Below are 21,820 nucleotides of genomic sequence, written 5' to 3' on the forward strand. Positions count from 1 at the left end.
TTATTTTACCTACCCAATCCTATAAGGAGATCTCATGAGTGACAGCAGCAATCAGTTGATGCCCCTGTCATTATCTGCACCAGGGGTAAACCTCGGGGCTTATATTAGTACTGTTAACCAAATTCCTATTTTAACGGCTGAACAAGAAAAAGAGTTAGCCGAGCGTTATTATTACGATCAAGATTTAGACGCGGCCAAAATGTTGGTCATGTCGCATTTACGTTTTGTGGTGCATATTGCACGAAGTTATGCGGGCTATGGTTTACCGCAGGGCGATTTAATTCAGGAAGGCAACTTGGGCTTAATGAAAGCCGTGAAACGCTTTGACCCGAATATGGGCGTGCGTTTGGTGTCATTTGCCGTGCATTGGATTAAAGCTGAAATTCACGAATATGTTATTCGTAACTGGCGTATTGTTAAAATTGCCACCACCAAAGCACAGCGTAAATTGTTCTTTAATTTGCGAAGCCTCAAAAAATCTAGCAAGAAACTGACGCTTGAAGAAGCACAATCTATTGCCAATGACTTAAATGTGACTGCAGAACAAGTCTTGGAAATGGAAGGTCGTTTAACGGCTTATGACGCAGCTTTTGAAGCACAGGGCGATGATGACGATGAAGGTTCAACTTATGTTGCACCTGCATTGTATTTGGAAGATAACCGTTACGACCCTGCACGTTTGGTCGAAAACGAAGACTACGAAGAACAAAGCACTTCTGCCCTACATGAAGCCATGGAGCAGTTGGATGATCGTTCACGTAATATTTTGCAGCGTCGCTGGTTAGATGATGATAAATCGACCCTGCATGAATTGGCAGCAGAATATAATGTTTCAGCAGAACGTATTCGTCAGCTCGAAAAAAATGCCATGGAAAAAATTAAAGTGGCAATGTCATCAAACTAAACTGACACTCTCAAGATGAATACAAACACATCGAAAAATAAAATTGGGCAAACTGCCCTTTTTTATTGTCTTGGATTTGTACAACCCACATACGGGCAGGCAATTCTCAGATTTTCCCAAGCTTAAAAATGTGCTAAGGTTAAGCGCAAAATTAAATAGGTCAATTTGCGTATGTGGATTGCAATTTCTGCCTTGAATTTAGCGGTTGCGGTATTACTTGGTGCATTTGGTGCACATGGTTTAAAAGCCCGTGCAACTGAGGTTCAATTGGATTGGTGGCAAACTGCAACAGATTATTTTTTCTATCATGCTCTTGGACTTTTGGCATTAGGCATCTTAGCTAAAGTGATTCCACAACTTCCCATTAAAGCCAGTTTTATTCTAATCCAACTGGGTATTTTATTTTTCTGCGGTTCACTTTATATCATGGCATTTGACATTGTACGCGGCTTGGGCATGATTACCCCAATTGGTGGTGTGCTCATGATTGCGGGCTGGCTGACCTTAGCATGGCAAGCCATGAAATATGCTAAATAAAGCTCAATTGTATTTTGTAATTTTGAAGATGGATTCACGGTCATGCAAATTTATCTGAATGGCGAAACACAACAGACCTCTCACACGACCCTGTTACAACTGATTCAGGCATTAGATTTAGAAGGCAAACGTTTTGCTGTGGAGCAAAACGAAAAAATTATTGCCAAAAGTAAACTTGCCGAAACCCCTATTTGCGATCAAGACCGCATTGAAATTATTCATGCCGTTGGTGGCGGCTAAACTCGGAGCACCCATGCAAGATACCTTTAAAATTGGTTCACGTACCTTTAATTCACGTTTATTGGTGGGTACGGGCAAATATAAAGATTTAACCGAAACAGATTTGGCGATTCAAGCCAGTGGCGCAGAAATTGTCACGGTTGCCATTCGTCGTGTAAACATTGGGCAACATCCAGATCAGCCAAACTTACTTTCCGTAATTCCACCAGAAAAATACACCATTTTGCCAAATACCGCAGGCTGTTTTGATGCCAACAGTGCCGTGCGCACCTGCATGCTGGCGCGTGAATTGCTAGATGGTCACAACCTTGTCAAACTGGAAGTTTTGGGCGATGAAAAAACCCTTTACCCAAATATCACCGAAACTTTAAAAGCTGCACGCACGCTAATTGACGATGGTTTTGAGATCATGGTCTACACTTCCGATGACCCGATTGTGGCGCAAGAATTGGAAAGTATGGGCTGCGTGGCAATTATGCCATTAGGTAGTTTAATTGGTTCAGGCTTAGGTATTCTTAACCCGCATACCATTTCGATTATTAAAGAAAATGCCAAAGTACCTGTATTGGTAGATGCAGGTGTGGGTACTGCCAGTGATGCTGCGATTGCAATGGAATTAGGTTGCGATGGTGTGCTGATGAATACTGCAATTGCAGCAGCACAAAACCCAGTGCTAATGGCATCTGCGATGCGTAAAGCAGTAGAAGCAGGACGTGAAGCTTATTTGGCAGGACGTATGCCACGTAAGCGTATGGCGAATGCCAGCTCACCTGAAACGGGTTATTTCTTTAAATAATCATTAGGGTCTTTTCCAAGTCCGACAACTCAAATAAAAAGACGTTAAGTGTTAACTCAACGTCTTTTTTATTATCTGATTCTGGCAAGTAAAAGCCGATTAAGGAATCAAGCCTTCATCACGCATAGCAATTTGTACCGACTGACGCGCAGCAACTTTATTACGGATTTCAACCACATGGCTATACGGAGTTAAATCATGCTCAATATAGTTTGACCAATTAGTGATAACAAACAAATACGCATCGGCTGGACCAAAGTTATCATCCACCAAATATTCATGGTCTGATGATGCAATCGCTTGATCAATATAAGTCAACAAACGATCAATTTCTGCATAGGCTTTTTCTTTGGCTTCTGCATCTAAAGGCGCGCCAAAAAATACTGCGTAAGCGTCATGTAATTCAGAGTTTAAATAACCCAACCATTCCAAAACTTTAGCACGACCTAAACCAGATGGCGGAATTAAATCCTGTTTAGGGTCTTGCTGCGCTAAAAATGGCAATAGCGCTACGTTTTCCGTCAAAATTAAACCTGGGTTAATTTCTAAAGCAGGTACATAACCTTTAGGGTTAATTTCATAATAATCGGCACCCTTTTCTGTTTTATGGGTTTTTAAATCTACACGCTCAATATCAAAATCGACATTCACTTCATTTAAAATAATATGTGCTGCCAAAGAGCATGCGCCAGGTGAATAATAAAGCTTCATATTTGATCCTTGTTATATAACTATCTCTGTTGTAAATCGCTTGTCACAAACTTGCAAGTGATTGAACCTATAAATTGCAAAAAAGCGAAAATGTCTTAAAAAGCCCTTACGCTTTGACTATCCTGCAAAAGACAGGCTTTTTCAAGTCTGTTTTGCCTGCTTTTTTATCTCTAGATGTTTTAACATACAGCCCTTTAAAGTTTCATGAAATTGAGATTGTGATTAGCCTGAAAAAAGAAGAATGGTTTTCCAATATCCGCACCGATGTTTTGGCAGGTTTAGTGGTAGGTTTGGCATTAATTCCTGAATCAATTGCCTTTTCGGCTATAGCAGGCGTCGATCCGCAAGTCGGCTTATATGCATCGTTCTGTATTGCGGTCACGATTGCTTTTTTTGGTGGGCGTACTGCCATGATTTCTGCCGCGACAGGCGCTATGGCATTACTGATGATTACCCTCGTCAAAGAACATGGTTTGCAATATTTATTGGCTGCAACAGTACTCACAGGGCTGATTCAGGTTATAGCAGGCTATTTTAAAGTTGCCAAACTGATGCGTTTTGTTTCGCAATCGGTAGTTTATGGCTTTGTAAATGCCTTGGCGATTTTAATTTTTGTGGCGCAACTGCCTGAATTATCGAAAATGGATGGCTTAGGCTATTTATTTGTAGGATTAGGTTTAGCGGTAGTCTATCTGTTTCCATACATTCCTAAAATTGGTAAAAGCATTCCCTCGCCTTTGGTCTGCATTATTGTGCTGAGTGTGGTTGCTTTATTACTTGGTGCAGATATGCGTACCGTAAGCGATTTGGGACAATTTCCCGACACGCTGCCTATTTTTCTAGTGCCTGACATTCCACTGAATTTTGAAACTTTATTTATTATTTTTCCTTATGCCATGACCTTAGCCACAGTCGGTTTACTCGAAACCATGATGACCACTACGATTGTCAATGAAGCCACAGGCACAGAAGCAGATCGGCATCAGGAATGTCGTGGTCAGGGTTATGCCAATATTGTGAGTGGCTTTATGGGCGGTATGGCAGGCTGTGCCATGATTGGGCAATCTATTATCAACGTCAGTTCTGGGGCGCGTACACGGCTATCTACACTTACAGCAGGCGTATTTTTGCTGTGCTTGGTGGTTTTTCTCAAAGATTGGTTGGCATATATTCCTATAGCAGCCTTGGTTGCGATTATGATTATGGTGTCATTCACGACTTTTAACTGGGATTCCATCCGTAATTTTAAAAAGCATCCGAAACAAAGCAATATAGTCATGTTAGCTGTGGTGATTGTGGTGTTAGCTACCCATAACCTTGCTTTGGGTGTTTTTGTTGGCGTACTGCTTTCTGCTTTATTTTTGGTGAATAAACTGGAAAGTGAAGTTAAAGTCAGCTCATTTTTATTAGGCGAACATACCCGCCAATATGTGATTTCAGGGCAAATTTTCTTTAGCAGTTCAGAAAAGTTTTATCAGTTTTTTGATTTTTCAGAAGATATTAGCAATGTCACCATCGACTTAACGCATGCACATATTTGGGATATTACCTCTGTAAATATGCTGAATAGCGTGGTGAACAAATTTAAAGCCCAACAAATTAAAGTGCATATTATTGGATTGAATGAGGCCAGTCATACCTTAATTGATCAATACAGTACCCATTCGTAATTATTGTATTAAAATACCGTTGATGATGTTAAATGCTGAATCTTAATGATTCGGCATTTTTTATGCTCAAAAGATGCAGATGTATCGCAATCTTGCACGGCGCTGCGAAAAACAGCGAAAAAATTTGACTTCAATGGCTCAGGACTTAAAATACCGCATTCGAATTTATTAGATTTGCCAAAATTATGTCGAACGATCAATTAGACCAGCACGTTGTCGAGCTGGACAACCTCAACGAGCATCGTGAAATTGTAACGTTCATGCGCCGTTCTTCACCATTGAATACGTCACAACGTAGCGCCTTGGAACAATACGGCGACTTAATTTTGGAATATCCTGTTGGTGATTTACGTCAGCATTTTGAACACCCTGAACGCCCGCTCACTGTAGAAATTGGTTTCGGGATGGGTCGTTCTTTGGTACTTATGGCGCAAGCTAACCCTGAACGTAACTTTGTCGGGATTGAAGTCCATATTCCAGGGATTGCACAGTGCGTTTATGAAGCAGGTACAGCAGGTTTAAGCAACTTACGTGTCTTAGATGCCGATGCAATTCAAGTGCTACGTGAAATGCCAGACAATAGCATTGATACGGTACAGTTATATTTCCCAGACCCATGGCAGAAAAAACGTCACTTCAAACGCCGTTTTGTTGCTCATGAACGCATGGAGTTGGTAGAGCAAAAATTAGTGTTAGGCGGTACGTTCCATGCAGCAACCGACTGGGAACCATATGCAGAATGGATGCTAGATGTATTAGACAACCGTCCACGTTTAGAAAACTTGGCGGGCAAAGGCAATAGCTACCCTCGTCCTGAATGGCGTCCACAAACTAAGTTTGAACGTCGCGGAATTGAAGCAGGTTATAAGATTAATGATTTTATCTTCAAGAAAATTAACTAATTTCTGCTAGAAAAGAATGCTTCCACTGGGAAGCATTTTTTATGTGAACTCGTTTTATCTCATCAAATGGCTAAGATTGATGCCGCTTTAAAATCTGTTGGCTCATCATCGCATAAACTTTGGCAAGTTCATGTTGCTGCCCTACTGCCAATAAGTCCTGATGCATTTTTAAAATATTGTGATCGCCCCGCATGGCAGGCCCTGTTTGCATTTGACGCGGATCATTTTGGGTTGCTTTATGCGCAGTTTCCAAAATAAGAGGATACAGCAAACTAAAATCTACTTGCTGAGCATCGACCACTTGCTTAGCCATGTCATAACAATAATTACTAAAATTACAGGCAAATACCGCAGCCAAATGCAAACTCAAACGCTGTGCTGAAGTATAGGCATAAACCCTTTTGCTTAGGCTATTTGCCAAAGTCATTAAAAGCTGCTGATCTTCAGCAAATGCAGCTTCTATAAATAAAGGCGTTTCTGACCAATCAATTTCACGCTCTAAACTAAAGGTTTGCAAGGGATAAAATACCCCTGAACGTACATGATGCTGTTGCAATACATCTAATTTAGTACTGCCTGAGGTATGCACAATCAACACATGATTTAAATCACGATGAACTTCCTGAATCACCTGTGCAATGCCCTGATCACTCACTGCAATAATCACTAAATCTAGATCTGAATGAAGTTTTTCTACTTCAGCAATCGCTTCTGCGCCAACCTGCGCAGCCAAATGCTGCGCCTTGTCCAGACTACGGCTATAAATTTGCACAATTTGATGCTGTGCGTTTAAAACATGAGCCAAATGATGTGCAACGCGCCCTGCACCAATCAAACTAATTCGCATAATATTTTCAGATAAAATAAGATGAAATAATCTGCACACAGCATGCCAATAAAAAAAGGACGAAGCAATTCGTCCTGATGTTTTTTGTTTGATATCGAATAGATTTAGAATTGACGCAAAGTTAAAATCTGCTCACTACGTCCAAATGGCCCTTGAGTATCATGCAAAACTGCACTCGTTAAGCCAATACCATCTTCACCATATTGTTGTGTTACTTCCAAGCCTAGCCATTCGCCTTGCGGTAAACGGTGTAAATGCATTTGCAAATCTAAATTTGGAAAACCCCAACCCGCATTCGGGTCTAAACGTGGCACTACGCCATTGGCGGTATCCACCATCCCCAATAAACGCACAAAACTAGATGTGCTTTGATTTTCAACCATATCCAATTGGTTTCTTAACCAAACGATGCCCTTACCTGCACGACGATCTAAATGCGCACGGGTTTCAATGCTTTGAATATAGCCGCCCGGCCAACAACGCATGCCATCCCAATCGGGCAAATATTCAGGGTTTTCTATCGGTAAATCTTCCAATCCTGCAATTGCGCGTGTATCTGAGGTTTTCATTTTCCATGCACGCGCCACAATACAGGTTTTTCCTTCAGCACACATTTCCGCTTCAATCAGCTCAATGGTTTTACCCGGTCGAATCATACGGGTGGTGATACTAAATTCACCAAAGGCAATTAAGCCAAAAATATCTAAACCGACCCGACCAATTCGCATATCATCACGCGGCATAAATTGCTCAAGTTCTGCACACAAAATACCCGTTGCAGGTGCCATGTGTTGTTCATGCGGATTCCACGCGCCTTGTGCATGAATGTTGCAACGATAGTACGCAGTACAGCCACCATCGGCATGTTGTTCACGTTTGAGTAAAGTGTAATATGCTGACATTTTCTCTCTTTCCCTGATCTAACTTTTTTGTGCGAATACTTTTACTACAAATACTGCTGATTGAATGATGTTATTGATCAACTATTTCTGCGCAAAAAAACCATAATAATTCATAAGTTGACAATATGTTTTACACTGACGAAAACCCACTTGAGTAAGCAATGCTGCCTGCGCATCTGCCATAATTAAATGAAAATCATCGGCCAGTCGTGCAAGCATTTTTTCCGCTTGAGTCGTAGTTAAACCACAATCCAAAGCCAAATTCTGCATCCAGCGCAGTTCTATATTTTCAGTCTGCTGCATCAGATCATAGCTTAATAAAATCGCTGTAGGTTTTAATGTTTGGTAAATATCTTGAAAAAATAATGTTTTTTCTGCGACTGGCACAAAATGTGCCACCAAAATCGCCAATGCCGCATCAAACTGCAAATTTTCAACCTGCGCTTGTTGGGCAAATTGGTGGGTATCTGCCTGTATAAAACGTACTCGCTCATGCCCTGCCACAGACTGAATGTTTTTTTCTGCCTGCTGTAACATGCTTAAAGATGGGTCGATGGCCGTAAATTGCCACTGTGGATGTTGCTGCAGTAAATACTGCAACTCATAGCCTGTGCCACACCCCACCACTAAAACTTGTGCTGTTTCGGGCAAATGACTACTTAAAATTGCATTGATGTGTTGATGTACCAATTCATATCCGGGAATGAGTTTCCGAATATGACTGTCATAGCCTGCAACCACAGTTGCACTGTGAAAATCTTTTGCCATATCACATGATTCTTCTTTAATTTACTGACATTAAATATCTGAGTCTTTTTCAAGATCTGCTTAAGCCACAGCCATTGCATCTACCGACAATTCCGAAACGGTTGGCTTGGCACGTTCAGGCACTAAGCCTAATTTTTGGAACAATTGTTTGTCTTTGCCTTCGCCTGCGTTTGGTGTGGTCAAAAGCTTTTCACCTGAGAATAACGAGTTCGCACCTGCCATAAATGCCAACGCCTGATCTGAATCAGATAATGATTCACGCCCTGCAGATAAACGAATATAGCTGTTTGGCATGATAATACGTGCAACTGCAGTGGTACGAATCCACTCAATCACATCCAGTTTTTCTACTTCAGCCAATGGTGTACCTTCAATCGGAACTAACATATTGATCGGCACAGATTCAGGATGTAACGGTAAAGTCGCTAATTCATGTAATAAACCAATACGGTCTTGGGTATCTTCACCTAAACCGACAATACCGCCACTACATACTTTCATACCTGTTTGACGCACAATATCCAAAGTGTTTAAGCGATCATCAAAACAGCGGGTACTAATCACATTAGGATAATACTCACGCGATGTGTCTAGGTTATGGTTGTAATAATCTAAGCCTGCATCTTTTAAGCGTTCTGCCTGCGATTGGTTTAACATCCCTAAAGTCATGCAAGTTTCTAAGCCCAGAGCTTTGACTTCACGCACCATTTCCAGAACATAGGGCATATCGCGTTCATGCGGATTACGCCAAGCAGCGCCCATACAAAAACGTGAAGAACCTGATGCTAAAGCTTCTTTGGCTTCCTGAATGACTTTATCCACTGCAATACGTTTTTCAGCTTCAAGCTGTGAATCATAATGCGCAGACTGCGAGCAATATTTACAGTCTTCAGGGCATTTGCCTGTTTTAATAGACAATAAGGTACTGACTTGTACGGCATTGGCAGCAAAATGTTGGCGATGCACACGCTGTGCTTCAAAGACTAAATCCAGAAAAGGCTGTTCATATAACTGCTGAATTTCTTCTCGAGTCCAATCATTGCGTACGGTCATTATTTTCATCCTTGATTATCACGCATCATGCTTAAACTTGTGCCATCTTTTATTAAGCCGAGCATGCGATATATTTTTAGTGTGATTATTCCTGTATAGAGTATCCCTTTATCTCTGCGTGAGAAATAAAGGGTGTGTGCTGACAAAATTAAAAGGTCGATCTTGCAGCAGTAAATAGCTGAAATAATGCCTTAAGCAATTTCCTTTAAATTTAATTCTTCACGCATAAATTCACGTAATTTAAATTTCTGTGCCTTGCCTGAAGCGGTCATTGGAAATTCACTAAAGAAGCGCACATAACGTGGGACTTTATTGTGTGAAATGTGTTCTGCACAGTATTGGCGAATTGCCTCTTCGGTACATTCATGGTGTTCATGCAAAATAATACAGGCACATAGTTCTTCACCATAACGATGATCTGGCACGCCAATTACTTGCACATCGCAGACCGCATCGTGAGTATATAAGAAATCTTCAATTTCTTTCGGGAACAGGTTTTCACCGCCACGAATCACCACATCTTTAATGCGACCTTTGATTTTTACAAAGCCTTCATCATCCATTTCTGCAATGTCGCCTGTGTGCATCCAACGTGCAACATCAATGACTTCTTGGGTTTTGTCATGTTCATCCCAGTAACCCAGCATGACTGAATAACCACGCACACACAATTCTCCTAACTGTCCGCGCGGCACGACTTTGCCTTCTTCATCGACAATTTTTACTTCCAGATGTGGATGTACACGCCCCACCGTACTGACTCGACGTTCCACCGAATCTTCAGTCGAACTTTGTGCGCTCACAGGCGCTGTTTCGGTCATGCCATAACAAATGGTGATTTGCGCCATGTGCATACGGTCGATGACGCGTTGCATAATTTCCTGCGGACACGGACTGCCTGCCATAATGCCTGTGCGCAAGCTAGATAAATTAAATTCATCAAACTGTTCATGCTCTAAAATGGCAATAAACATGGTCGGTACGCCGTAAGCAGCTGTACATTTTTCTTGCTGAATAGCTTTTAAGGTATCGAGCGGGTTAAACACTGCCGATGGATAGACCATGGTTGAACCATGTGTGATACACGCTAAATTGCCCATCACCATACCAAAGCAGTGAAACAGCGGTACGGAAATACAAACACGGTCTTGTGGACTTAAATGAATTGCTTCTCCTACAAAGTAACCATTATTTAAAATGTTGTTGTGGGTCAGCATAGTGCCTTTCGGATTGCCCGTCGTGCCTGAGGTAAATTGAATGTTAATGGTTTCATCGAACTGCAACTCACTGGCAATGTGTTGCAGTTTTTTCAGCATGTGTGTGGTTGGAGCTGTCAATAAATCCTGAAAACGATGCATTCCTGTATGTGCTTGATCATCAATTTTAATCACATGCTTTAAATGCGGTAAACGCTTGGCGTTGAGGACTTTATTGTCTGCCTGACACAGCTCTGGGGCAATTTTCGTTAAGATGTCCGGATAGTTGGTACTTTTAAACTGCGATGCAATTACCAAACCTTTACAGGAAACTTTGTTGAGCACAAATTCCAGTTCATTGCTTTTATAGGCTGGGTTTAAATTCACCAAAATCACCCCTGCCTTAAAGGCTGCGAATTGAGTGATCGTCCATTCCACACAATTCGGAGACCAAATGGCAAGGCGGTCACCTTTTTTAAAACCGAGTTTTAACAAACTACAGGCAAAGGCATTGACCTGTTGCTGTAGTTGCTTATAGGTCAGACGCACATTTTGATGCACGCTTACCAAAGCATCCTGATCTGCATATTGCTGGCAAGCCTGATCAAACTTTTCACCAATGGTCATGCCTAACAAAGGCTGATTACTGGTGCCATAGGCATAACTTAACCGTACTTGTGTCATTGAATCGATCTCCTTGATTCTTTGTAATTCTGTTTTCCATTATGACGACGATTACTTTTTGCCTGTTTTGTGCGTTGTTTTTACTACCCTCCCTGCTGTTTTCGCACTGCATTTACACAAAAGTCGGCAATTTGTTTGACAAAGTAATCTTTATAATTTTGATCAAACATCACATTGCGAGACGGGTTTAAAGGTTCAATCACTACAAAGGTCATGGAGCCAACCACACCTAAAGCAGCAGTGTTCAAATCTTCAAAATCAAACTCACCATTGACTTTTCCTTCAGCCAAAATTTCCTTGATGCTCTGTTTGATCAGTTGTTTACTGCGAAAACGCTCATGTTCCATTTCTGGGTCTACAGGCTCGAACATTAACGAATACGCCAATTGAGGGCTGTTCATCGCACGCTTCACAAAAGTGGTGACAGATTTTTGCAATTTTTGTTTTGCACTTAAATCTGACTTCGCAATGTGGTCCAAAATTTCGACCTCACGACGAATCGCATCCGATAAAACTTCAATCAAAATCTGACTTTTATTTTCAAAGTAGCGATACACCAAACCTGTAGATACGCCTGCGCGTTCTGCAATGGCTTGGATAGACGCTTCTTTAAAGCCCCCATGAGCAATAAGTTCACGAGCAGAATCTAAAATCGCCATGCGATTTTGTTCCATACGTTCCTGCATCAATGATGATCTTTTATAACTCATATCTTATTCTCAACCAGATAAAATGAATTGTAAATCATTTTGTGAATTTTAGTTCACTTTTTTAAATTTTCGATGTATGTTAGAACCTAAGCACAACAACAATGCTTGTTTTAGGAACAACAAATATAACCACAGGATGGATGAACACATGATTTTACAAAGCTTAGACTTCGGCTTAGATGAAACCTTAATCGCCCTGCGCGATTCAATCGCTGCTTTTTGTGCAAAGGAAATTGCACCCATTGCTCAACAGGTTGATCGTGATAACGAATTCCCTGCCCAGCTTTGGAAAAAATTTGGCGATATGGGCTTACTTGGCTTAACCGTGAGTGAAGAATACGGCGGCACTAACTTAGGCTATTTAGCTCACATCATTGCCATGCAAGAAATTTCTCGTGCATCAGCATCCATTGGTTTGTCTTACGGTGCTCATTCTAACCTATGTGTGAACCAAATTAAGCGAAATGGGACAGAAGAACAGAAGCAACGCTATTTACCAAAACTGATTTCAGGCGATTACGTCGGCGCTTTGGCAATGTCTGAACCAAATGCAGGCTCAGACGTGGTTAGCATGAAACTGAAAGCTGAAGATAAAGGCGATCATTACTTGCTCAACGGCTCAAAAATGTGGATTACCAATGGCGGTGATGCCGATGTTTTGGTGGTGTATGCCAAAACTGACTTACAGGCAGGCGCCAAAGGTATGACTGCTTTCTTAATTGAAAAAACCATGTCAGGTTTTAGCCACGGCAGCCATTTAGACAAACTCGGGATGCGCGGCTCAAATACCTATCCATTGTTCTTTGACAATGTTGAAGTACCAAAAGAAAACGTCTTGGGCGGTGTGGGCAATGGTACAAAAGTACTAATGAGTGGACTGGACTATGAACGTGCAGTTTTAAGTGCAGGGCCGCTAGGCATTATGGATGCCTGCATGGATACCGTGATTCCTTATATTCATGAGCGTAAACAGTTTGGTCAGGCATTGGGTGAATTCCAGCTTATGCAAGGCAAAATTGCCGATATGTATTCGACTTGGTTGGCATGTAAAGCACTGGTCTATGCCGTTGGCGCAGAATGTGACAAAGCTGAACACAGCCGTAGTTTACGTAAAGATGCAGCCAGTGCCATTTTATACGCTGCCGAAAAAGCCACATGGATGGCAGGTGAAACCATTCAAACCTTGGGCGGTAATGGCTATATCAATGAGTTCTCTGCAGGACGTTTATGGCGTGATGCCAAACTCTATGAAATTGGTGCGGGTACTTCAGAAATTCGCCGTATGTTGATTGGCCGTGAATTGTTTAACGAAACTGCCTAAAAATAAATCACAAGAATAGACAAGGATGTTGGCATGAATCAATTACAGAGCAAAATTAATATTCGCAGCGACGAGTTTAAAAACAACCAAGCTGCGATGCAAAGCCTAGTCGATGACCTCAGAGAAAAAGTCCAAAAAATTGCTTTGGGTGGTGGCGAAACTGCACGCCAAAAACATTTAGACCGTGGCAAATTACTGCCACGTGAACGGATTGACCACCTGATCGATCCGGGTACTGCATTTATTGAAATTGGTCAGTTGGCCGCTTATCAGGTCTATCAGGATGATGTCCCTGCTGCGGGTGTAGTGGCGGGTGTCGGTCAAGTGAATGGCGTGACCTGCATGATCATTGCCAACGATGCCACAGTAAAAGGTGGAACGTACTATCCACTGACTGTGAAAAAGCATTTACGCGCACAGGAAATTGCCGAACAGAATCACCTGACTTGTATTTATTTGGTCGATTCTGGCGGTGCATATTTGCCGCTACAAGATGAAGTCTTTCCAGACCGTGATCATTTCGGACGCATTTTCTATAACCAAGCGCGTATGTCGAGCATGGGCATTGCCCAAATTGCCGTTGTGATGGGAAGTTGTACCGCAGGCGGTGCGTATGTCCCTGCCATGTCAGATGAAACCATCATTGTGCGTAATCAGGGGACAATTTTCTTGGGCGGCCCACCGCTGGTTAAAGCCGCAACAGGTGAAGTGGTTAGCAGCGAAGACTTGGGTGGTGGCGATGTACACACTCGCCTTTCAGGTGTAGCCGATCATTTGGCAGAAAATGATGAACATGCCTTGGCAATTGCCCGCAACATCGTTGCCAATTTAAATAAAAAGCCAAACCCGCAGCCTGAGCATATAGAAGCACCATTATTCGATGCCTCTGAACTGTATGGCATTGTTCCGACTGACGCGCGTAAACCGTTTGATGTACGTGAAGTGATTGCCCGTATTGTCGATGGTTCACGTTTTGATGAATTTAAAGCGCGCTTTGGCACCACATTAATTACAGGTTTTGCCAAACTATATGGTATGCCTGTCGGGATTATTGCCAACAACGGTATTTTATTTTCCGAGTCGGCACAAAAAGGCGCACACTTTATTGAACTATGCACCCAACGCAACATTCCCCTGTTATTTATTCAAAATATCACAGGCTTCATGGTTGGACGCCAATATGAAAATGAAGGCATTGCCAAAAATGGTGCCAAACTGGTGATGGCGGTTGCCACAGCCAATGTGCCTAAACTGACTTTGGTGATTGGCGGTTCTTTTGGTGCAGGTAACTACGGGATGTGTGGTCGTGCTTATTCACCACGTTTTATGTGGACATGGCCAAACTCACGTATTTCAGTGATGGGTGGCGAACAAGCATCGAGCGTATTGTCTACCTTAAAGCGTGATCAGATTGAAGCCAAAGGTGGTAGCTGGTCTGCAGAAGAAGAAGATCAGTTCAAACAGCCAATTCGTGAACAATACGAACGTCAGGGTCATCCATATTATGCGTCTGCACGCTTATGGGATGATGGTGTGATTGATCCAGCACAGTCGCGTGAAGTTTTGGCATTAAGTTTAGCCGCTGCCCTCAATGCACCCATCCAACCGACCAAATTTGGCGTGTTCCGCATGTAAGAGGTGACAAAATGGATTATCAGTTTTTACAGCTCGAACAGAACAACCAAGTGGCTACGGTTTGGATTAATCGTGCGGAATTGCATAACGCTTTCAATACAGAGGTGATTGAAGAATTACACGCCTGCTTTCAGGCACTGAATAGCCGTGATGATATTCGAGTGGTGATTTTGGCAGGACGCGGCAAAAGCTTTTCTGCAGGTGCAGATTTGAACTGGATGAAACAGGCAGGTCAAGCTTCTACAGCAGAAAATCAAGCCGATGCCCTAAAACTGGCAAAAATGCTGCAAAGTTTAGCGACGTTAAAACAACCGACTATTGCCCGTGTGCATGGTATTGCCTTTGGTGGTGGTATGGGTTTGGCAGCTGCCTGTGATATTTGCGTTGCCAGCACCGATGCCAAGTTTGCGACCTCTGAAGTACGTTTAGGTTTAGCACCATCTACCATTAGCCCTTACGTCATTCGTGCGATTGGCGCACGTCAGGCATCACGTTACTTTTTAACGGCAGAGCGTATTTCTGCAGAACAGGCACAGCAAATTGGTTTAGCGCATGAAGTCACTTCAGCCGAAGACTTAGACAGCAAAATTGATGAAATTGTGCAAGCCTTATTGCTTGGTGGCCCAGAAGCGCAACATGCTTCTAAACAACTGATTCAGATGGTTAATCATCAAGTTTTGACCGAAGATTTACTCCAACAAACTGCACAGCATATTGCACATGTTCGCCAAGGAATTGAGGCGAAAAATGGCTTAAATGCTTTTTTAAATAAACAAAGCCCGGCTTGGATCAAGACCACGGCAGAATAAAAGAAGGATCGCACGATGTTTGAAAAGATTTTAATTGCCAACCGTGGTGAAATTGCCTGCCGTGTAATTCGTACCACAAAAAAACTTGGGATTGCGACTGTCGCGGTGTATTCAGATGCCGATGCGCAATCACAACACGTTAAACTGGCAGACGAAGCCATTTATATTGGTGAATCGCCTGCGGCACAAAGTTATTTGCAAGTTGAACGTATTATTCAGGCAGCCAAAAGCACAGGTGCACAAGCGATTCACCCAGGTTATGGTTTCTTATCTGAAAATGACCAATTCGCACTTGCCTGTAAAGACAACAATATTGTTTTTATTGGCCCGCCAGTTGAAGCCATTTTGGCGATGGGTCTAAAAGCAACCTCTAAAGCCTTGATGGAAAAAGCAGGTGTGCCACTAACTCCGGGCTACCACGGCAGCAATCAAGATGCGGCATTTTTAAAGCAACAAGCCGACAGCATTGGTTATCCTGTGCTCATTAAAGCCAGTGCAGGCGGTGGCGGTAAAGGCATGCGTTTAGTAGAACGCAGTGAAGACTTTCTCAGCTCACTCGCTTCATGTAAAAGTGAAGCACGTTCTAGCTTTGGTAATGAAGATGTGCTGATTGAACGCTATGTGATTCAACCACGTCATATTGAAGTACAGGTTTTTGGCGATACTCACGGCAACTACGTGCATTTGTTTGAACGTGATTGCTCGGTACAACGTCGCCACCAAAAAGTGCTTGAAGAAGCGCCTGCACCAAAAATGCCAGAAGATAAACTCGAAACTATGCGCCAAGCCGCAATTGATGCCGCACGTGCTGTAAATTACGTGGGCGCAGGTACGGTAGAGTTTATTGTCGAGCAAGACGGTACTGCTTATTTCATGGAAATGAATACCCGCTTGCAGGTCGAACACCCCGTCACAGAAATGATTACAGGGCAAGACTTGGTTGAGTGGCAATTGCGAGTTGCTTTTGGTGAGCCATTGCCAAAACAGCAACATGAATTGCAAATTCATGGTCATGCCCTTGAAGCGCGTGTGTATGCCGAAGAACCAGAAAAAGGCTTTATTCCTGCCATTGGTCAAATCAGCTATCTGCATTATCCAGAGCAAAATGATGCCGTACGTGTCGATAGCGGGATTGTCGAAGGTGATGAAATCAGCACCTACTACGACCCAATGATTGCCAAACTGATTGTTTGGGGTAAAAACCGTGAAGCAGCATTAACGCAAATGCACCATGCTTTAGGTCAGTTCCACGTCGATGGTTTAGGCAACAACATTGCATTCTTGGATCGTTTGGTGCTGTGTGATTCCTTTAAACATGCCAATTTGGATACAGGGCTTATTCAACGTGAGGAAGCATTTTTACTTAACGCAAAACCTGAAGTCGCTACAGAAACTGTCGTTGCAGCTGCGTTAATTGATGTACTTTCTCGTATTCAAAACAACAAAGCGGCAAACAACGCGGTTTGGCAAAAAGACCACTTCTGGCGCTTAAATCAGCAAAGCGCCCACACAGTGCAATTACAGTGCAATGACCAAACACTCAAAATCCAGTTAAAACCATGCACTTCTGGTTTTGAGGCTCACTACAATGGGCAAACGCTGAGCGTTCAAGGCGAGCTTTTGGATGCACATCGTCTACAGGTTTGTATCAATGGTCAGCAACAAAAAATAGCATTTAACCAACATGCGCAAGGCATCACCCTGTTCCAAAACGGTCAGCGTCATGTGTTTAGCTATGTACAAGCAAACTTTAACAGCGATGATCAACAAGACAATGCCAACAATCTGACTGCACCAATGCCGGGTGTAATCACCCAAGTTTTGGTGGCAGCCAATGCCCGTGTGAAAAAAGATGATGTACTGATGACACTGGAAGCCATGAAAATTGAATATTCAATTCGTGCGCCTTTCGATGGCATTGTGGCAAGTTCGTACTTCCAAGCGGGCGATCAGGTCAAAGCAGGCGATGAACTGGTTGAATTTGAAGCCTTGACGGAGGAAGTTGCATGACTGAATTTGTCAAAATTGTAGAGGTTGGCCCACGAGATGGTCTGCAAAATGAGAAAACGCCACTCACTTTGGCAGACCGTAAAAACCTGATTTTGGATTTAATGCAAACAGGTTTAAGCAGCATTGAGGTCGGTTCTTGCGTATCGGCCAAATGGGTACCGCAAATGGCAGACAGCGATGTGCTGTTTGCCAGCCTGCCACAAAACCCAAACATTCAATTCAGTTTACTGACCCCAAACTCAAAAGGTTTTGAGTCGGCTTTGGCGGTGGGTTGCAAAGAAGTTGCCGTGTTTACCGCCGCTTCTGAAAGCTTTACCCGAAAAAATATCAACTGTTCAATTGAAGAAAGTTTGGAAAAATTTAGCGATGTCATGCGTCAAGCCAAAGCGCACAACATTCGCGTGCGTGGTTATGTATCTTGTATGGTGGACTGTCCTTATGAAGGCGCAATTGACCCGAAACAAGTCGCAAAAGTCACACAGCAATTATTGGACATGGGCTGCTATGAAGTGTCTTTGGGTGAAACCATTGGTACAGCAACCCCTGACCGTGTGCAAAAAGTCTGGGATGCATGTTTGGCAGAGGTCGATGCCAAAGTTTTAGCAGGTCATTTTCACAATACTTACGGCATGGCGATTGCCAATATTTATCAATCGCTCTTACAAGGCATTCGTGTATTTGATTCATCCATTGCTGGTTTGGGTGGCTGTCCGTATGCCAAAGGTGCATCGGGCAATGTGTCTACCGAAGACTTGTACTATTTACTGTCCAAGATGGGTTTTGAAACAGGTGTGCGGTTAGAACCGCTGATGACAGCTAGTCGTAACATCAGCAATGTCTTACAGCGCAATAATCCATCTCACTATGCCAATGCCTACTGGCAAAAGGTTTGTGCTTAAAACCCATTTCATCCTCAATAACTTTGGAACATAAGCGACAAGGATGACAACAACACAACATGGCAAGTGAATGCCGTGCAGAGAATAAAGAGGTGACAAATGTCCAATAAAGTATATGACAGCGCACAAGCTGCATTAAATGGCGTGGTTCAAGATGGGCATACCTTGGCGGTGGGTGGTTTTGGTTTATGCGGTATTCCTGAAGCCTTGATTGCTGCGTTAAAAGATACAGGTGTGAAACAGCTGACTTGTATTTCTAATAACGCTGGCGTCGATGGTTTTGGTTTAGGCTTATTGCTTGAAACCAAACAAATCAAAAAAATGATTTCATCTTATGTCGGCGAAAATAAAGAATTTGAACGCCAGTTTTTAAGCGGTGAATTGGAAGTTGAACTCACCCCGCAAGGCACACTGGCAGAAAAACTACGCGCAGGCGGTGCAGGTATTCCTGCATTTTTCACCCCAACAGGTGTAGGCACTGTCATTGCAGAAGGCAAAGAAGTCCGTGAATTTAACGGCAAAGATTATATTTTAGAAGAATCTTTGACTGCAGATGTCGCTTTGGTCAAAGCCTACAAAGCAGATAAAGCGGGTAATCTTATTTTCCGTAAAACAGCACAAAACTTTAATCCTGTTTGTGCTATGGCAGGCAAAATCACCATTGCCGAAGTTGAACAAATCGTTGAAATTGGCGATTTAGACCCCGACGAAATCCACTTAGCTGGTATTTATGTGAACCGCATTGTCCTCAATGCAAGCCCAGAAAAACGGATTGAACAAATGACTTTAAAGGCGGAGGCTTAAGACATGGCTTGGACGCGTAATCAAATGGCGCAGCGCGCTGCACAAGAATTAGAAGATGGTTTTTATGTCAATTTAGGCATTGGCTTACCCACACTGGTCGCCAATTATATTCCTGAACATATCAATGTCTGGTTACAGTCCGAAAATGGCTTGCTTGGCATTGGTGAGTTCCCAACTGCCGAAACTGTAGATGCCGACCTGATCAATGCAGGTAAACAAACTGTGACAGCGCGTAAAGGTGCGGCTTTTTTCTCTAGCGCAGATTCCTTTGCCATGATTCGTGGCGGGCATGTCAATATCGCTATTTTAGGGGCAATGGAAGTTTCTGAACAAGGCGATCTTGCCAACTGGATGATTCCTGGCAAGAAAGTTAAAGGTATGGGCGGTGCAATGGATTTGGTTGCAGGCGTACAAAAAGTTGTAGTGCTGATGGAACATTGTGCCAAAGATGGTACGCCTAAAATTGTATCGCAGTGCAGTTTGCCACTCACAGGTAAAGCGGTGGTGCATCGTATCATTACCGACTTAGGCGTGCTTGATATTACTCCACAAGGCGTAAAGTTGATTGAACTTGCACCCGATGTCAGTTTTGATGAAATTCAAAAAGTCACAGGTGTTGCCTTACAAAAAGTCGCAGCTTGATGAATTTATCTCGAGTGAATAACCCTCTCCTTTGCAAGTTTTGATGCACTGCTTTAAAACTTAATACAAGGGAGAGAGTTTATTTTGACTCCTATACTTTTCCACTCAACAAAACCAATAAATCACTGATTTATAAAACGATTCCACTAAACCAAAAATCATTTAAAAAATCACTTTCAATTTCGATATTTGCACAATACTTCGGGATTGATCCACAATAAAAAAGCCTTCACTTTGCAAAGTGAAGGCTTACAAGAAAATAGACCTATTTTAAGATTGAGGCGCCTTTTGCTCTACCACGCCAGCATCTTCCACACTACGCACCGTGCCTGTATCTACATTCAAGACTTCAAACTCAATACGGCGGTTTTTAAATTGACCTTCTGGCGTTGCATTTGCCGCAATCGGCTGCTCTGAACCAAAACCAATGGCTTGCAATTGACCCGGATTTACACCACGTGATACTAAATAATCGACCACTGCTTGCGCACGTTGTTGTGACAAAGTTTTGTTGGCATTGGCATCACCTACGGCATCGGTATGCCCTTTCACGGTTAATTGCACTTGTGGCGCGCGCTGCATCAATACCGCAGCCTGATCTAAAATAGACTTATTGGCTGCTGGAATTTCAGTCGATGCAGAATCAAAATTAATGATTTGCATATTGAGTGCCGTCGCAATATCCAAAGCTTGAATATTGTCAGGATTAATTGCAGCCAAAGCCTGCTCGGCATTGCTAATACTGCTGGTTACAGCCTGATTAACATCGGTTACTGTAGTTTCTGCAGGTTGCTGAGTCACTACAGTCATGTTTTTAGCCAATGGACGAATTTGACTGGCTAAACGCTCTGCATCGGCAGGGTTCGCGGCTTGAATAGACAGTTGATTACCCACCCAGTTTAAATTGACATTCGGTACACCTTTCAGCATTTTTAAAACGCTTGGAATCACGTCCTGATCAATAAATTCTGAATGATAGTTGGCAAAATTTTCTGCACCACAACCTGTTGGATGATTGAAAATTTGCTTCACTTCATTCTGCAGAATTTCCATATAGCTTGGATTATTCAGCAAAATTTGACAGGTCACCAAATTACCATCACTGCCTGTACTGACTTGCAACATTGCAGCCTGATTTGCTGCCACTTGGGTCTGTGTGGTTGCAGGCGCTTGGTTGCGGTCACTACATGCACGGAATAAAAATGCCAATAAACCAATTAAAATAATTAAAGCTAAAATTGGCAATAACCACGAACGGCGTTCTTCTACTGGCTCAGTCACAATGACTTCAGGTGCTTGATGTACGGTTTGGCCCGCAGCATTATTTACCCCCAAAGCAGCCAATAATGCTGTTGCCCACTGCGGTAAAGCCGCCTGAATTGAATCTAAATTGTTTTGCAGTAAATGCTGAATTGCAACTGGGTCAGATGAACCTGCCTGATTTTCCAAAAAGTTTAAACTTGGTGCAATTGAACGATTCAGGGTGTTTTCAATTTCGGTTTGCGGTGCTGTGCCGCTGACCAAATCTAAAAACTGCTGTTTTAAAGATAGATTTGAACCAAATACATCGCCCACACGTGGATTCAGTTGTCGCAGCAGATTGTCAATCAGTTCAGGTCGTGAATTTAAAATAGACAATAAAATGGGATAAAAACTATTTAATGCCTGATTTTTTTCAAGCAAATGCTGGGTTTCCCCTTCCAATACAATGGATGACACACTTTGTTTGAGCAAGTCTATAAAATCTGTTTGCATATATATGCCCTCTTTTTTGTCTTTG

Annotated in this window: 21 protein-coding genes; 13 read left to right on the forward strand and 8 right to left on the reverse strand. The window is 42.6% G+C overall.

From position 1 onward, the window contains the following. Window positions 1–34 precede the first annotated feature (34 nt). From rpoH to FTT91_RS07085, 4 genes are all read left to right on the forward strand, one after another. A complete protein-coding gene (gene rpoH, locus FTT91_RS07070) occupies window positions 35–904 on the forward strand; it encodes an RNA polymerase sigma factor RpoH (RefSeq protein WP_004971496.1) in 870 nt (289 codons plus the stop codon). A 171-nt stretch (window positions 905–1,075) separates the two neighbouring features. Next, on the forward strand, window positions 1,076–1,441 hold the full coding sequence (locus tag FTT91_RS07075) for a DUF423 domain-containing protein (RefSeq protein WP_180169190.1): 366 nt from the start codon (window positions 1,076–1,078) through the stop codon (window positions 1,439–1,441). Window positions 1,442–1,483: 42 nt separating this feature from the next. Then, window positions 1,484–1,681, forward strand: coding sequence for a sulfur carrier protein ThiS (gene thiS, locus FTT91_RS07080; RefSeq protein ID WP_104851805.1), 198 nt, complete (start codon window positions 1,484–1,486; stop codon window positions 1,679–1,681). A gap of 13 nt (window positions 1,682–1,694) precedes the next feature. Next, a complete protein-coding gene (locus tag FTT91_RS07085; RefSeq protein ID WP_004971502.1) occupies window positions 1,695–2,477 on the forward strand; it encodes a thiazole synthase in 783 nt (260 codons plus the stop codon). A 99-nt stretch (window positions 2,478–2,576) separates the two neighbouring features. Here FTT91_RS07085 and FTT91_RS07090 read toward each other — a convergent pair whose 3' ends face one another. Then, window positions 2,577–3,188: a glutathione binding-like protein gene (locus FTT91_RS07090; RefSeq protein WP_096902535.1), complete on the reverse strand. Its 612-nt coding sequence runs from the start codon at window positions 3,186–3,188 to the stop codon at window positions 2,577–2,579. A gap of 218 nt (window positions 3,189–3,406) precedes the next feature. Between FTT91_RS07090 and FTT91_RS07095 the strand changes: the two genes are divergently transcribed. Both FTT91_RS07095 and trmB read left to right on the forward strand, forming a co-directional pair. Beyond that, entirely contained in the window at window positions 3,407–4,858 is a 1,452-nt protein-coding gene (locus tag FTT91_RS07095) for a SulP family inorganic anion transporter (protein WP_131261344.1), read from the forward strand. A 185-nt stretch (window positions 4,859–5,043) separates the two neighbouring features. After that, window positions 5,044–5,760: a tRNA (guanosine(46)-N7)-methyltransferase TrmB gene (gene trmB / locus FTT91_RS07100; protein ID WP_180169191.1), complete on the forward strand. Its 717-nt coding sequence runs from the start codon at window positions 5,044–5,046 to the stop codon at window positions 5,758–5,760. A gap of 70 nt (window positions 5,761–5,830) precedes the next feature. Here trmB and FTT91_RS07105 read toward each other — a convergent pair whose 3' ends face one another. The 6 genes from FTT91_RS07105 to FTT91_RS07130 form a co-directional block, all read right to left on the reverse strand. Continuing rightward, the gene (locus FTT91_RS07105; protein WP_179996942.1) at window positions 5,831–6,607 is read right to left on the reverse strand and encodes a Rossmann-like and DUF2520 domain-containing protein; all 777 of its coding nucleotides are present in this window, start codon (window positions 6,605–6,607) and stop codon (window positions 5,831–5,833) included. Window positions 6,608–6,711: 104 nt separating this feature from the next. Further along, window positions 6,712–7,509 carry a thioesterase family protein gene (locus FTT91_RS07110; RefSeq protein ID WP_180169192.1) on the reverse strand — a complete coding sequence of 266 codons (798 nt, stop codon included), beginning with the start codon at window positions 7,507–7,509 and terminating at the stop codon, window positions 6,712–6,714. 81 nt (window positions 7,510–7,590) lie between these two features. Further along, window positions 7,591–8,277: a class I SAM-dependent methyltransferase gene (locus tag FTT91_RS07115; protein WP_180169193.1), complete on the reverse strand. Its 687-nt coding sequence runs from the start codon at window positions 8,275–8,277 to the stop codon at window positions 7,591–7,593. A 60-nt stretch (window positions 8,278–8,337) separates the two neighbouring features. Next, window positions 8,338–9,330 (reverse strand): biotin synthase BioB, encoded by a 993-nt coding sequence (bioB, locus tag FTT91_RS07120; protein ID WP_180169194.1) that lies wholly within the window; start codon window positions 9,328–9,330, stop codon window positions 8,338–8,340. Between the two features lie 191 nt (window positions 9,331–9,521). Continuing rightward, window positions 9,522–11,210 (reverse strand): AMP-binding protein, encoded by a 1,689-nt coding sequence (locus FTT91_RS07125; RefSeq protein ID WP_180169195.1) that lies wholly within the window; start codon window positions 11,208–11,210, stop codon window positions 9,522–9,524. 83 nt (window positions 11,211–11,293) lie between these two features. Continuing rightward, complete coding sequence (locus FTT91_RS07130) at window positions 11,294–11,920, reverse strand: TetR/AcrR family transcriptional regulator (RefSeq protein WP_004971526.1); 627 nt, start codon at window positions 11,918–11,920, stop codon at window positions 11,294–11,296. 148 nt (window positions 11,921–12,068) lie between these two features. On the opposite strand from FTT91_RS07130, the gene FTT91_RS07135 reads away from it, so the two are divergent. The 7 genes from FTT91_RS07135 (at window position 12,069) to FTT91_RS07165 (ending at window position 20,040) form a co-directional block, all read left to right on the forward strand. Further along, entirely contained in the window at window positions 12,069–13,241 is a 1,173-nt protein-coding gene (locus tag FTT91_RS07135; protein ID WP_004971528.1) for an isovaleryl-CoA dehydrogenase, read from the forward strand. 33 nt (window positions 13,242–13,274) lie between these two features. Further along, a complete protein-coding gene (locus FTT91_RS07140; protein ID WP_131261348.1) occupies window positions 13,275–14,876 on the forward strand; it encodes a carboxyl transferase domain-containing protein in 1,602 nt (533 codons plus the stop codon). An 11-nt stretch (window positions 14,877–14,887) separates the two neighbouring features. Then, window positions 14,888–15,685 carry an enoyl-CoA hydratase/isomerase family protein gene (locus FTT91_RS07145; protein ID WP_180169196.1) on the forward strand — a complete coding sequence of 266 codons (798 nt, stop codon included), beginning with the start codon at window positions 14,888–14,890 and terminating at the stop codon, window positions 15,683–15,685. Window positions 15,686–15,700: 15 nt separating this feature from the next. After that, on the forward strand, window positions 15,701–17,695 hold the full coding sequence (locus FTT91_RS07150) for an acetyl/propionyl/methylcrotonyl-CoA carboxylase subunit alpha (RefSeq protein WP_180169197.1): 1,995 nt from the start codon (window positions 15,701–15,703) through the stop codon (window positions 17,693–17,695). Beyond that, the gene (locus FTT91_RS07155) at window positions 17,692–18,594 is read left to right on the forward strand and encodes a hydroxymethylglutaryl-CoA lyase (RefSeq protein ID WP_178318497.1); all 903 of its coding nucleotides are present in this window, start codon (window positions 17,692–17,694) and stop codon (window positions 18,592–18,594) included. Before FTT91_RS07150 ends, FTT91_RS07155 begins: the two co-directional genes overlap by 4 nt. 99 nt (window positions 18,595–18,693) lie before the next feature. Continuing rightward, on the forward strand, window positions 18,694–19,398 hold the full coding sequence (locus FTT91_RS07160) for a CoA transferase subunit A (RefSeq protein WP_004971542.1): 705 nt from the start codon (window positions 18,694–18,696) through the stop codon (window positions 19,396–19,398). Window positions 19,399–19,401: 3 nt separating this feature from the next. Then, window positions 19,402–20,040, forward strand: coding sequence for a CoA transferase subunit B (locus FTT91_RS07165; protein ID WP_004971544.1), 639 nt, complete (start codon window positions 19,402–19,404; stop codon window positions 20,038–20,040). A 270-nt stretch (window positions 20,041–20,310) separates the two neighbouring features. On the opposite strand, the gene FTT91_RS07170 is transcribed toward FTT91_RS07165, so the two are convergent. Beyond that, window positions 20,311–21,795, reverse strand: a complete 1,485-nt coding sequence (locus tag FTT91_RS07170) for an OmpA family protein (RefSeq protein WP_178318494.1) — start codon at window positions 21,793–21,795, stop codon at window positions 20,311–20,313. Window positions 21,796–21,820: the final 25 nt, after the last annotated feature.

The organism is Acinetobacter sp. YH12021 (assembly GCF_013420145.1).
GTDB classification, from domain to species: Bacteria; Pseudomonadota; Gammaproteobacteria; order Pseudomonadales; family Moraxellaceae; genus Acinetobacter; species Acinetobacter towneri.